Below are 13331 nucleotides of genomic sequence, written 5' to 3' on the forward strand. Positions count from 1 at the left end.
GTTGCCGGAGTGTTGCGCCACCTGCTGGAGCGTCAGGCAAAGCGCTGACCTGCGGAAACCGGCTCGGCCTGCACAAGATCTGCCAGGTCAGGACAACGCCGTCAGTCCTGGGGCGAAGGTGATCAGCAGGGGCAGCAGGGGCACCAGCGTGGCCACCGTCGTCGTCAGCGCCCGGTGCCGGCGAAGCAGTCGCGGCGGCGGCTGGAGCAGGCGGTCGACGCGCTCGCCCAGGAGACGGTGGCTGGAGGCGCAGGACAGGACGCCCCGGTGTTGGTTCAGCTCGATCAGGGCCAGCGCCGTGGTCAGGTGACCGCAGCGGCGGGAGGCCGTGTCGTCGGCGGCGAGTTCGACCAGGCGGTGGGTCTGATCGCAGAAGTGGGAGAAGAGCGGAATGCGGGGGAAGCCGGTGGCAAGGGCGGTCGACAGGTGGAGCAGCCAGTCGTGGTGGGCGCGGGCATGGCCGCGCTCATGGGTGAGGACGGCGTCCAGCTGGTGGGAGGTGAGGCGGTGCAGGGCGCCGGTCGTCACGATCAGCTGGGGTGGATTGCCGGGCATCCACCAGGCGTCGGGATACTCGTCCTCCAGGACCAGCAGCGGGCCTCGGGCGGACGGCAGGCCGGCGGGCAGGTCGGGGGCCCGCTCCCGCAGGTGCGCCCTGGCCCGGCCGCGGCGGCGGCGCGCGTCGAAGAGTTCGCGGGCCAGCATCGCGGTCGTCCAGGCGGCGCCGCAGGCCAGCAGCAGGGTGAGGGCCGCGGCCCACAGAGGGGCGGCGGAGAGGTCGTACGCCTCGGAGACCCCGGGCGGTGCGGGGGCGAAGACCCGGGCGCGGACGGTGTGGAACACGGCAGCGGCGCCCAGTGTCAGGGCGGTCAGGCAGCACAGCAGCACCGTGGCGACCAGGCACTGCCACACCCACAGCCCGATCACCGGCTCCCGCTCGGGCCACGCGGACCGGGTGAGCACACGCGGAACCGGCACGGCGGCCGACAGAGCGACGACGCTCAGCAGGAGCAGGCAGAGGGTCATGCCATGGGCTCCGGATCCTGGTCGGGAAGGGGGCGGGCGCCACGTGCACGCGGGTTGTCGCGTTCCGCGTGCCCGCATGCGTGCGGACCGCCACGGGCGGCGGGCTCGGCACGAGGACCGTGCCCGCCGCCAGTATGACGGCGGTTACTCCTGGAGTCAGCCCACGACGCCGCCCCGATTCAGCCCCGGTTGCTCCGCCTCGGCCCCGGTACCGTCAGCCACCCCGCCATCGGCTCCGTCACGGGCTTTGGTCCTGGCTCCGTCACCGGCTTTGCCCCCGGCTCCGTCACCCCCCTCGCCCCGGGCCCTGCCGACGGTCGCAGCAACGGTCGCCGCACCGGTCGGTGCAACGGTCGATTCACCCGGCGACCACGCGTCCGCTCACCTCTCCCAGACCCACCCGTGCGCCGTCGGGGCCGGGGGCCCACGCCGACAGGGTCACCACGTCGTCGTCCTCCAGGAACGTGCGCTTGCCGTCGGGGAGTTCCAGCGGGTCACGGCCGTTCCAGGTCAGTTCCAGCAGGGAGCCGCGCTCGTGCGGGTTCGGGCCGCTCACCGTGCCGGAGCCGTACAGGTCGCCGGTGCGCAGGGAGGCGCCGTTGACCGTGAGGTGGGCGAGCTGCTGGGCCGCCGTCCAGTACATGGTGGCGAAGGGCGGATCGGAGACCACGTGGCCGTTGAGCGCGACGGAGATGCGCAGGTCGTAACCGCCGGGTTCGGCGGCCGCGTCGTCCAGGTAGGGCAGGAGGGGATGGGTCCGCTCCGGGGGCGCCACCCGCGCGTTCTCCAAGGCCTCCAGGGGAGTGATCCACGCCGACACCGACGTGGCGAACGACTTGGCGAGGAACGGGCCGAGTGGGACGTACTCCCAGGCCTGGAGGTCGCGGGCCGACCAGTCGTTGAGCAGGCAGAGACCGAACACATGCTCGCGGAAGTCGGCCAGCGCGACCGGGCTGCCCTGCTGCGAGGGCGCCCCCACCACGAAGCCGACCTCCGCCTCGATGTCGAGCCGCACGGACGGGCCGAAGACAGGGGCCGGATCGGTGGGCGCCTTGCGCTGCCCCGACGGGCGGACGACGTCCGTGCCGGAGACCACGACCGTGCCGGCCCGGCCGTGGTAGCCGATCGGCAGGTGCTTCCAGTTGGGCAGGAGGACGTCTCCGGCGTCCGGGCGGAAGATCGCTCCCGCGTTCCGGGCGTGGTGCTCGGAGGAGTAGAAGTCGACGTAGTCGGCGACCTGGAAGGGGAGGTGCAGGGTCACGCCGGAAAGGGGATGGAAGAGCGGTTCGACGGTGGGACGGTGGGCGGGGTCGGTCACCCATTCCGTCAGGGCGCGGCGCACCTGCGACCAGGTCGTACGTCCTGCCGCCAGCAGCGGGTCGAGCGTCGGCGCAGCGAGCAGGCCGACGTGTGGCGAGCCGAGCGCGCGGGCCGCCGCGCCCGCGTCGAGGACGTGGTCGCCGAGCCGGACGCCGACGGTCCGCTCCGTGGAGCCCGGGAGGGAGAAGACACCGTAGGGGAGGTTGTGCGGACCGAAGGGATCGCCCTCGGGAAGGTCGAAGGGGGGCATCGGGTACTGCCTCTCTTTCGTGCGCTCTTTGGTGCTCGCCATGTAGGGCTCGCCGGACCCCGAGCGGGTGTCGCGAGGGTGCGCCGAGCCGCGCCACACGTTACGGCTGACGCCGTGGAAGTGACATGGGGACCGGCCCGGCTGGGCCCTTCGGCCGGCAGCTCTCCGCTTCCGGTTGCTCACTCGCGGTCGTCCCCCGACCGGTACGCAATCTTGACGGAGCGGTGCGAAAGGGGAGACTCTGGGCGGGTGCTGGAAGGCCTCGGGGAGGGGGCCTTCCCCCGGCACAACTGGGGGGCGGATGGCCATAGGGGAGGCCGGCCTCGGGTCGGCGCGGAGTGGCTCACGGCCGAAGCGGCTGGAAGCGGCCATGCGCGACAGGCTCGGCCGGGACTGTGTGTACGTACCGTCGTGCAGGTTCGGGCTGTACGTGGCCCTGCGTCACTGGTGCCCGCCCGGCGGACGCGTACTGATGTCGCCGGTCAACGACGACGTGATCTTCTTCGTCGTGATCGCGGCCGGACTACGGCCCGTGCAGGCGCCGTTGGACCCGCTGGACGCGTCGATCGACGTGGATGCCGTGCCCGACGAGATGTGGGACTCGCTGTCCGGCGTGCTCACGACGAATCTGTACGGCAACCCGGACGACACGCCGCGCCTGCGGGAGAAGTGCGACGCGCTGGGCATCCCGTTGTTCGAGGACGGGGCACACGCCATCGGCAGCGAAGTGGGCGGCAGACCGGTCGGGGCCTGGGGCGACGCCTCCGTCTTCAGCCTTTCCAAGCATGTCGGGGCCAAGGCCGGTGGATTCCTGGCCTGCGCCGACCCGGGACTGCGCGAGACGCTGGAGAAGACCTGCGAGGACCTGCTGCTGCCGGGACGGTTCGCGGCGGAACTCGCCTACACCGTCCGGCCGTACGCGGAGGCGACCGTGCGGGGACTGCGGTTGCGGCGGGCCGCCTGGGCCACCATGCGGCTGCTCGGACTGATGGAACGGGAGGAGATCCGGATGCCCCTGCGGCCGGCCGAGTTGGCCCGCGCCGTCGAGACGGCACCGGACCTCACCGCGCACGACTCCTGGGTCCGCGTCGACATGCACGACTACCGGCTGCGTTCGGGGCCGCTGCGAGCGGGCCGCATCGGCCGCCGGCTCGACCACCTGGACGAGGTGCTGACGGCCTGCCGGGCGGGCACGGAGCTGCTCCTGTCCACAGCGTGGGCGCGCCCCGGCACACCCCGTGCCGATCGGGTCCAACCCCTCTTCCGGGTACCCCTGTTCGTCGCCGACCGGGAGGCCGCGAGGGCGGCGCTCGCGCGGCGGGGCATCGTCGTCGGGTACCTCTATGACCCGCCCCTGGACGACTACGCGGGTGCCGCCTTCACCGACCTGTCGCCCGATCCGGCCGGGGCCCGCTGGTTCGCCCGGCACGCGTTGCCGGTGGATCCGCTGTGCGCCCGGCAGGTCGTCGAGGTGCTTCAGGAGTCCGGCGTACGGCCGGCCGAGGGGCCGGGAGGGCTGGAGCCGACCCGTGGCTGAGACGCAGGCCGAGATCCAGGTACCCGAACCATCGGCACCGCCCGCCGGAAAGGAGGCGGCGGGCACGACACCGGCCGACGACACCCACGACTCCCGGTCCCTGTTCAAGAACGCCTACTTCCTGATGCTCAGCACGGGCGTGTCCGCCGTGCTGGGGCTGGGCTTCTGGCTGGTGGCCGCGCGCTACTACTCGGAGGAGGCCGTCGGGCAGGGCTCGGCCGCGATCGCGGCGATGCGGCTGCTCGCCAGCATCACGGCGACGACGCTGATCGGGGCCGTCGTCCGCTTCGTGCCGCGCGCGGGGCCGGCCACGGGCTCGCTGGTGTGGCGGGCGTACGCGGCCAGTTCGGTGGTCGTCGCCGTCGCCGCCTTCGTCTTCCTGCTCACCCTGGACCTGTGGGGGGCGACGTACGCGCCGCTCGGCACCGCCGCCGCGGGGGCGACGTTCGTCGTCGCGTGCGTGGCATGGGCGCTGCTCACGCTCCAGGACGGGGTGCTCACCGGTCTGCGCAGGTCGGGATGGGTGCCCATCGGCAACGCGGTGTTCTCCGTCGGCAAGCTGATCCTGCTGGCCATGTTCGCGACCGCGCTGCCGGTGCTCGGCATCTTCGTGTCCTGGGCCGTCGCGATCGCGTTCTCGACGCTGCCGCTGGGCTGGTTGATCTTTCGTCGGCTGATCCCGCGCCAGGCCGCCGACGACCGCGACAAGGAACCTCCGCGATTGCGCGAGATGGGCCGCTTCCTGGCCGGTGACTCGCTGGGCGCGCTGTTCAGCCTGGCGATGATCAACCTGCTGCCGGTGATGGTCGCGGTCCGCTTCAGCGCGGCGGAGAACGGCTACTTCTATGTGGCGTACACCGTCGGCGGCACGATGGAGTTCATGGCCATCAACATGGCCTCCTCCCTCACCGCGCACGCCTCGCACGATCCGCGGCAGCTCGTCGAAGGGGTGCGGGGGGCGCTGCGCCGTATGACGCTGCTGCTGGTGCCTGTGGTGCTGGTCCTGGTGGTGTTCGCCCCGCAGATCCTGCTGCCGTTCAACGAGGACTACGCCGAGCACGGCACCGCCGTGCTGCGGCTGCTGGCCGCCGGGGCGCTGCCCCGGGTCGTGGTCGAGCTGTACATCGGGGTGCTGCGGGTGCAGGGCCGGACCGGGGTGCTCGCCGCGCTCCAAGGCGCCATGTGCGCGCTGGTGCTGGGCAGTGCGGCCGTCCTGTTCGCCCCGGCCGGGATCGCGGGCGCGGGCTGGGCGGTGCTGCTCAGCATGACCCTGATCGCGGCCGTCTCCGCCGTCGGTCTGCGCTCCGCGCTGCGCCGCGACGACCGTCGGCCCGCCGGTCGGTCCGCCGCTGCCCCGGCCTACGGCACCCAGTGGGCGCGGCTGAACGCAACCGCCGGGTACGGCACGAACTGGGCGCGCCGGGCGGCTCACGAACGCGAGGGCGTCGACGAGGACACGGTCACCCTGTTCATAGGGCGCCCCGGCTACGAACGCGAGGCGCTGCAGGCGGACACCCTGGCGCTGATAAGGCGGACCCCGCAGGAGTCCGAGGACGCCCGGGAAAGCGAGGGGGCCGAGAGGGCTCAGGGGGTCCAGGGAGCCGAGGGGCGGGGCGAGTCGGTCCGGGAGATCGCGCCGGACCGGTCCGGCGCGGCCGGGAACCGGGAGCGGTGGGCCGCGACTGGAGGCCGGGAGCAGTGGATCACGGGCAGGACCGGGGAACGGCGGAGTGCGAACGGGGGCCGGGAGTCGTCGAACGCGGGTGGGGGCGGCGAGCGGTGGGTCGGGGCCGGGGGCCGGGAGCGGCCGAATGCGGGTGGGGGCCGGGAGCGGTGGGTCGGGGCCGGGCACCGGGCGTCGTCGAGCGCGGGTAGGGGCCGGGAGCGGTGGATGGCGGGTGGGCTGTGGGGGGTGCTCGGCCTGGCCACCGTGGTGTTCTGGGCGGCGCTGCGCGAGCTGCCGTGGCTCGACGGCCCGTCGGAGGATGTACTGACCGGCCGTCAGCAGCTGGCGGCGCTGCCGCTCATGGCGATCGTCGCGGGGGGCCTGTTGCTCGCGGTGTTCGTCGGCGCGGTGACGCTGCGCACGGCACGCGGCACGCTGCTGCCGGGGGCGGCCCTGGGGTCGGTGCTGCTCGCCCTGTACGTCGTACCCGTCGCCTTCGGCCGGGAGCCGTCACCCGTCGGTGGGGCGTTCTACGCGAAGGCGGCCGCTCTCCTGGCGGAGGCGACCGGGCTCGACGGGCCCGGGCCGCTGCTGCGCTGGACACCGCCGGCCGTGCAGTTGCTGTGCCTCATACCGCTGTGGCTGCTGCTCACGCGTGCGGACCGGTGGCTGACCTGGCCGGGGCGCTGGGGGGTCCTGTATCTCGTGGCGCTGGGCGGCTGGGTGTGGCGGCTCGAGCTCGCGCCGGCGGCCCTGCCCCTGTTCGCCGTCCTCGGCCTCGCCGCCGCGCTCCGGTCGCTCTCCACCCGTCACCGTGCGATGGCCCGTCAACCGAGAGGCCCGGTCAGCGGGACGGCACGGGCTGGTGGAAGTAGCCGTTCTTCCCCGCCTCCCGGTAGCCCTCGAGACCCGGGCCCTCGTTGACGGTCAGATCACACTCGGGCTTCCCGGAGGTCGGCCGGTTCCAGTGCACCAGCGCCTTCACCTGCGGGAGCTTCTTCACGGCGGCGGGGATCCGGGTGTACCAGTCGCGCTGGCGCTGCGGGGCGTCGGCGTCGGGCGCGGTGGCGAACTCCGCGAGCATCACCGGCTTGTCCTCGCTGATGTTCTCGCGCAGCCAGTCGTAGCTGGGCCGCTGGCTGTGCAGGAAGTCCTTCCAGTCGCTGGTGCCGTGACACTGGTAGTAGTTGTACTGGTCCATGGCGATCCAGTCGACGTACTCGTCTCCCGGGTAGAGCGCCTTCATGTCGGCCGCGCTGCCGAGGTAGCCGGAGACGGTCCACACCCATACGACGTTGTCGGCGCCCAGCTCACGGAACCGGCCGCGGACATGGCGGTACGCGGCGACGAACTCCTCCGGGGTGCCCGCGCCTTCCTCGATACGGGCGTCGGTCTCCTGGTCGAAGGAGAGGAAGACACGTTTGCCGTAGGCCTTGATGCGCCGGATCTGCGGATCGAGGATCTTCCCGTCCAGCTTGCCGGAGGCGATGTTCTTCCAGCCGAGCTGGGTCTCCGTCCAGTTCTCGTGGTGCGGTTCGGTCCAGACGGTGGACTCCCAGGCCAGCATGAGCAGCCTGTCCTTCCCGAGTTCCTGCTCGTCGGGGGTGAGCAGTTCCCCGTCGAGCTCGGAGCCCGACATGTCGTGGTAGTTGTAGACGAGATCCAGCTTGCGGCCGATCCTCTTCTCGAAGCCGTGCACGGCGTCCTTGAGCGAGCCGTCCTCGGCATACGGCACGGCGGCGCCCCACCAGGCGCCGCAGGGCGGGATCAGCGTGCCGGTGGGGGCGCAGGCGCCGGTGGGCAGCTCACCCGAGGCCGCGTTGTCGGGGAGGGCGTCCGTGGCGGAGTCCGGGTCGTCGGAGCGGCCGGCCCAGATGCCGAGCCCGGCGAGCAGCGCGGCCACCGCGACCAGCACGACGGCCTTGTAGGCACGCCTCGCGCTTCCCGGCTCGCCACCCGGGTGACGTTGTTCCGAGCCCGTCATGCGTCGCTACCGCCCGAGGGGCTGCGCCTGACTCTGGCACGTTCGACCGCGCCGCGCCGGGCGGCGGGCAGCGGCAGCCCCGGCAGGGCCGAGGTCACTGTGGTGAAGCAGGCGAGCGAGATGAGGAAGGCGGTCATCGAGAAGGCCTTGACCAGGAACAACGAGGTTGCTGCCAGTACCCCGAGCGAGAGGCTGATCGGCGCGGCGAGCGCGATCGCCTCCAGCCGGGCACCGGAGGCCAGGTGGCCCGGTTGCGGATACAGCGCAGCGCAGCCCGGACCGAACAGGACGAACAGCAGCACCGGGACCCAGCGCAGCGGGGAGGGGCCGGGTACGGCGGTGGCGGCCAGGGCCGGCCAGCCGGAGGCCGCGACGAGGAGTCTCAGCTGGGTGGGGGAGACCCCGAGGCCTGTACTCGCTTCGGCGTCGTCCATGACCTCGTGGTCCATGACCTTCTCTTCCATGCCCCTGTCGCCCATGCCCCTGTCGCCCATGACCTCGTCGCCCATGAAGTCGTCGTCCACGACCTGGCCCAGTCCGCCCACCTCCCGCGGCTCACCGACCTCGTTCACCTCACCGGCCTCGTTGCGGATGACCTCGTTGTCGATGTCCTTGTTGCCGATGCCCGCGGAGTCTGCGGTCGTCAATGCGATCACCCTGTGGTCGTTCGTCGTGGTCATCCGCCGTGGTCATCACGGTGGGCATGATCGGCAGGTCTGTCACGGCCGTCGGGCCTGTCAGGCCGTCGGGCCTGTCACGGTCGTCAGGGAGTGGCCGGGTCGTACTCGAGGACGATGCCGTACGGATGGCTTTCGATGGTTCGGAAGAGCGGCGAGGAGGACAGTTTCGAACGCAGGGTCTCGAAGCCGCCGGGCGGCAGCAGGCCCTCTCCGGAGGCGTAGACGTCCTGGGTGCGGGTGAGGACGACGTACGCCTTCGCCCCCGGGGGGATCCCGCCCGCGAGGTAGTCGGACGGGTCTTTCAGCATCCTCTCGTTCTCGGGCAGCGCCTGTTCGGCGAAGAACCAGTGCTCGAGGCGGTCGTAGTGGTGGAGCGCCTGCGGGAAGGAACCGCTGGTGGCGAGGATCAGCGAGCCGTCGGGGGCGTTATCGAGAGCCCTGGTGACCAGCGCGGTCTCCTCCGGCGGTGTGTAGAACATCTTCTCCTTGCCGTAGTACGACGGCAGGAAGCCGGCCAGCAGCATCAGCAGGACGGCCGGCAGGGCGACGGCCGCGGCCCTGCGCCGCAGCGCCTTCGCCCTGCTGCGGTGGGTCCCCGCGACGGCCGGCACGAGCGTGGCTGCGGCGAAGAAGGCCGCCCCGGGCAGGGCGAACAGATAGACACGGAAGAGCATTTCGCCGCCGTAGTCGTTGACCGCGAACAGCGGTACCGGGGCGACGGACACCAGCAGCAGTGGCAGCGCGCTGCGGGTCAGCCGGCGCCGCAGCACGACGGCGGTCCCGGCGAGGACGGCGATCGCGAGCACCATCACCACGTTGGCGGTGCCCGCGAGTTCGGGTCCGGGCCCGGTGAGCTGCCCCGCGTAGCCCGCGCGGGAGTTCTCCGTCAGCTCGCCGATCGACTTCTCGATGGTGGAGAGCGTCTCGACGAACAGGGGACGACCCATCGTCAGGTCCCAGGTGAGCATCAGCACCGAGGCGACGACCAGCAGCCCGTAGTTGCGGTAGCGGCGGGTGAAGCTGAGCGTGACCAGACAGATGGTGAGCATCACCGGGGTGAGCTGGTGCGTGGCGTTGATGGCGGCGATCAGCGGGGCCAGGATCACCACGCACACCGCGCGCTGTCTGCTGCCGGTGGGTGGCGGCACGGGGGCCGCCACGGGGTCGAGGAAGGTGCGGTCGCGCAGCCGTCCGGCCGACCCGGGCCGCACGAAGTGCCGCAGCACCACCGCGAGGACCGTCAGATGCAGCAGATACGCGAGCGCCTGCGGGGCGAAGTAGTCCTGGCCCACCCAGTTGGCGAGCTGGAAGACCCAGACGGCTGTCCACACCAGCCGCCAGTCCTCGCAGAAGGTGCGGTAGATGAGGACCAGCACCGGCAGCATGAGCAGGCCGAAGACGATCGGCGCCCAGTTGGCGTACACGGCGGCGCTCTCGACGCCGAAGACGCGCACCAAACCCGCGTTGAGAGTGAAGAAGCCCGGCCACTGGTCGTACGCGGACATGTTGCCCGACAGTGCCGCGCCCGGTCGCAGCTCACCGTTGGTGAGCAGCGTGTTGACGATGGCGTCGTGCTTGGAGGCCCACGGGTAGCGCACCGCGTCGTACAGCACCGCCGGCGGCGCCTTCAGCGCGAAGAGCAGCGCGGCACAGTGTGCGGCCGGCCACCAGGGTGCGGTGCCCGCGCGCCGCAGACTGAGGACGAAGCCCGCGGTGAGAACGAGCAGCGAGAGGTAGTAGGCGACCGGCAGGCGGTCCAGCAGGCCGTAGTCGCCCATCTCGCGGAAGCCGACGCGGGGCAGCGCGTACCCCCACAGCCCGGCGGCGAGCAGCAGTGTCAGCAGGCAGGCGTCCGGTGGACGGCGTGGGATCCGCCAGGGCCCGCGGTCACCGCCGGTGCCCGGACCCGGACTGCCCGGACCCGGACGACTGCCAGGTCCGGTGGAGAGGTCAGGAGTGGGTTGCTCACTGCTCTCGGTACTAGGAGCAGGCGTGCCAGGTACGGGTGTGCTCGGCACAGGCACGTTTTGTTGCACGTCGAGGTCCCCCTCCCTCGTGCCAACTATAGGAATTTTTGCTTCTTTTCACACCAAAATCGTCGAACTCGGCTCAACCTGCGAACACCGGCCCCTGCACGACGGCACGGGCACGTCGGTACCAGCGCCAGCCGACCGTCCTGGGCCCGTCGCGGTAGGGGGCGACACGGGCGCCGGACCCCGCCAGCCAGCTTCGGACATCGGCGACGGTGTGACTGCGGCGCACGATGAGCCGGGCGATGCGGTAGTGCTCGTCGCGGTCCGAACTGAGCGCGTGCCGCACCGCGGTGGCCGTCTCGTAGCCCGCGGCCGCCGCCATGCGCCGTACCCGTCCGCTGTTGTAGCCGTGCGGGTAGGCGAGATGACGGACGTGATGACCGAGGGCGTCCTCCAACACCGAGCGCGACAGCCGCAGTTCGTACGCCAGCGCTCGCGGAGCGAGAGTGTCCAGTTGTGCGTGGGTGACGGTGTGACTGCCGATCTCCATGCCGTACTGCTCGAGGCGCGCAGCCTGCTCCAGCGTCATCATCGGGGCGGGCGGCAGCAGGCTGCGCCAGCCCCGCGTGATCGCTCCGGTGGTGAGATAGGCGGTGGCGGACAACCCGCGCCCGGCCAGCGCCTCGGCGGTCGCACCGGGCAGATCGGCGAAGCCGTCGTCGAAGGTGAGCAGCACCGGCCGGGACGGCAGCGGCGCCCGCCCCGCGAGGTGGTCGCCGAGCGCGCTGATCGTGACGGGTGTGAGGCCGCTGTCCACGACGGCGTCCAGGTGCTCGCCGAACTGCTTCGGGGTGACGGTGAACTCGGCGATCCAGTCGGGCGGATCCTCCATCACGGCGTGGTACAGGAACACCGGGATGCTCTCCGTGCCACGGCCACCTGCGCCCCCTCCACGGCCACCGGCGCCCCCTGCGCTGCTACCGGCACCCCTCGGGCTGCCACTGGCGCCCCCTGCGCCGCTACCGGTGCCGCCACCGCTGCTGCCGTCGCTGACATTTCCGTCGCCGTTGTCCGCGCCGGCTCTGTGCGCGGAGGCCGTCATCGCGCCGCACCTCGCAGCGCGCGCAGCGCGCGCCGGGCCCGCAGATAGCCCACCGGCCCGTAGAGCATGCCGCGCCGCTGCAGCCGGGAGAGCCGGCCCGGCCAGGCGTGGCTCCGGTCGTCGTGTCCGCCGGGTGCGCCGTCCGCCGCAGCAGCGCCGTCCCGGCCGGCCGTGAGCGTCCGCGCGTGCGCGAGGCCCCGGGGCAGCCGGGCCAGGAACGCGGGCAGCAGGCCGGGACGGTTGACCAGGATCGCGGTGAGATAGGCGGTGAGGCCGGCGCCGTAGCCGTACGCCTGGGTCTCCAGGTCCCGCCAGGTCTCCCGGTGGTGGTGCCAGACCAGGGCCCGCGGGGTGTAGTGCAGCCGGTGGCCCTCGGCGAGGACGCGGACGAACCCGTAGAGGTCGTCGCCGCCCCGCGCGAGTGTGCCCGCGCCGGTCGCCGGGTCGAAGCCGCCGACCGTCCGCAGCACCGCCGTACGGAAGGCCATGTTGGCGCCGGAGCCGAAGCGGCCCGCGGTGAACGGGAACAGCGGTTCGTCGGCGGGCGGGGCCTTCGGATCGTACGTGCGGGCCGTGAACCCCTTTGCGAACCCGCCGTGGCTCTCCAGGAGGACCTGGGCAGGGGTAGCCAGCCGGGCCGGAAGGATCAGGCCGGTGGCACAACCGAGGCCGGGGTCGGCGGTGAAGGGCGCGGTGAGTTCCGTCAGCCAGCACGGGTCCGCCACGACGTCGTCGTCGGTGAAGGCGATCACCTCGCCCCGGGCGGTCTCGACGCCCTTGTTGTGCGCGACGGCGAGACCGGGCACCGGTTCGGCCACGTACCGCACGCGCTCGGCGTACTCGCGCTCGACCAGCTCCCGGGTCGCACGCGTCACGGGCGCGTTGTCGACGACGACGATCTCGAAGTCCGGGTGATCCTGGGCGAGCAGCGAGTCGAGGGCGTGAGCGAGCTTCTCGGTACGTTCGCGCGTGGCGATGACGACGGTGGTGAACGGTACGGGAGCCAGGCCGGGAGCCAGGCCGGGAGCCAGGCCGGGAGCCGGGCCGGGAGCCGGGCCGCCGTCCGGCGCATGGGCCCGTCCGCGCGCCGGGCCGCCGTCAGGCCCCACCAGGCCGCGCGCCGGACCGTGCGCCAGTCCGGGGTGTGGGCCACGCGCCGGATCAGGGGCCGGGCCGAGCGTCGGACCGGGGTCTGGGCCACGCGCCGGTGCAGGGGCTGGGCCCTGCGCCGGGTCGGGGGCTGGGCCATGCGCCGGGTCGAGGGCTCGCCCATCCGCCGGGTCGGGCAGATGGGCGAGCCCAGTCATGGAGTCCCCTGCCCCGGAGTGCCCCGCCCCCGTGTGCCCCGCCCCCGTGTGCCCCGCCGGCGCACCTCCCGTCGGCGCTCCTCCCGCCGGAGCTCGCCCCGTCGGTGCACTCCCCGTCGGCGCACCTCCCGCCGGAGCTCGCCCCGTCGGCGCTCCTCCCGCGGGCGCGTCCCCCGTCGGCGCACTCCCCGCTGGCGCACCTCCCGCCGGAGCATCCTCCGCCCCGGTGTGCCCGGTTGGGGCATGTTCATGAGTGGCCAGGTCCATGAGGACCGACTTCGGGTCGGCGCCCTCCGGGACCTGTCCGAGAAGGGTTCCGATCGGTCGGCCACCGCTCCTGACCAGCACGAACACCTCGCCGGGCATGACGGGCGGACTGCCCGGACCGGGTCTCAGCAGGCCACCGCCGTCCAGCTCCAGCTCGGCGATCTGCACCGGCCGGACAGCGAGGAACCGCTGTACCTCCTGCTGCGCCCCTCTTGCGCG

Annotated in this window: 9 protein-coding genes; 2 read left to right on the forward strand and 7 right to left on the reverse strand. The window is 72.5% G+C overall.

Annotated features, from left to right (window positions below; genetic code table 11):
- Positions 1 to 87: 87 nt before the first annotated feature.
- Both ACFWBB_RS08865 and fahA read right to left on the reverse strand, forming a co-directional pair.
- On the reverse strand, positions 88 to 1026 hold the full coding sequence (locus tag ACFWBB_RS08865) for a M56 family metallopeptidase (protein WP_385268613.1): 939 nt from the start codon (positions 1024 to 1026) through the stop codon (positions 88 to 90).
- Between the two features lie 358 nt (positions 1027 to 1384).
- Positions 1385 to 2596, reverse strand: coding sequence for a fumarylacetoacetase (gene fahA, locus ACFWBB_RS08870; protein ID WP_385268727.1), 1212 nt, complete (start codon positions 2594 to 2596; stop codon positions 1385 to 1387).
- A gap of 301 nt (positions 2597 to 2897) precedes the next feature.
- Between fahA and ACFWBB_RS08875 the strand changes: the two genes are divergently transcribed.
- Positions 2898 to 4133, forward strand: a complete 1236-nt coding sequence (locus tag ACFWBB_RS08875) for a DegT/DnrJ/EryC1/StrS family aminotransferase (protein ID WP_385268615.1) — start codon at positions 2898 to 2900, stop codon at positions 4131 to 4133.
- Positions 4126 to 6723 carry an oligosaccharide flippase family protein gene (locus ACFWBB_RS08880; RefSeq protein WP_385268617.1) on the forward strand — a complete coding sequence of 866 codons (2598 nt, stop codon included), beginning with the start codon at positions 4126 to 4128 and terminating at the stop codon, positions 6721 to 6723. Before ACFWBB_RS08875 ends, ACFWBB_RS08880 begins: the two co-directional genes overlap by 8 nt.
- On the opposite strand, the gene ACFWBB_RS08885 is transcribed toward ACFWBB_RS08880, so the two are convergent.
- The 5 genes from ACFWBB_RS08885 to ACFWBB_RS08905 all read right to left on the reverse strand — a co-directional run bounded on the left by ACFWBB_RS08885 (position 6644) and on the right by ACFWBB_RS08905 (position 12845).
- On the reverse strand, positions 6644 to 7783 hold the full coding sequence (locus ACFWBB_RS08885) for a glycoside hydrolase family 26 protein (protein WP_385268619.1): 1140 nt from the start codon (positions 7781 to 7783) through the stop codon (positions 6644 to 6646). The two genes, ACFWBB_RS08880 and ACFWBB_RS08885, sit on opposite strands and share 80 nt — an antisense overlap.
- Complete coding sequence (locus tag ACFWBB_RS08890; RefSeq protein WP_385268621.1) at positions 7780 to 8430, reverse strand: hypothetical protein; 651 nt, start codon at positions 8428 to 8430, stop codon at positions 7780 to 7782. The genes ACFWBB_RS08885 and ACFWBB_RS08890 overlap by 4 nt, the downstream gene beginning before the upstream one ends.
- 116 nt (positions 8431 to 8546) lie before the next feature.
- Positions 8547 to 10481 (reverse strand): hypothetical protein, encoded by a 1935-nt coding sequence (locus ACFWBB_RS08895; protein WP_385268623.1) that lies wholly within the window; start codon positions 10479 to 10481, stop codon positions 8547 to 8549.
- Between the two features lie 91 nt (positions 10482 to 10572).
- Positions 10573 to 11349 carry a polysaccharide deacetylase family protein gene (locus ACFWBB_RS08900; RefSeq protein ID WP_385268625.1) on the reverse strand — a complete coding sequence of 259 codons (777 nt, stop codon included), beginning with the start codon at positions 11347 to 11349 and terminating at the stop codon, positions 10573 to 10575.
- A 185-nt stretch (positions 11350 to 11534) separates the two neighbouring features.
- On the reverse strand, positions 11535 to 12845 hold the full coding sequence (locus tag ACFWBB_RS08905; RefSeq protein ID WP_385268627.1) for a glycosyltransferase: 1311 nt from the start codon (positions 12843 to 12845) through the stop codon (positions 11535 to 11537).
- Between the last annotated feature and the right edge of the window lie 486 nt (positions 12846 to 13331).

This window comes from Streptomyces sp. NPDC060000, assembly GCF_042737375.1.
In the GTDB taxonomy this organism is placed as follows: Bacteria; Actinomycetota; Actinomycetes; order Streptomycetales; family Streptomycetaceae; genus Streptomyces.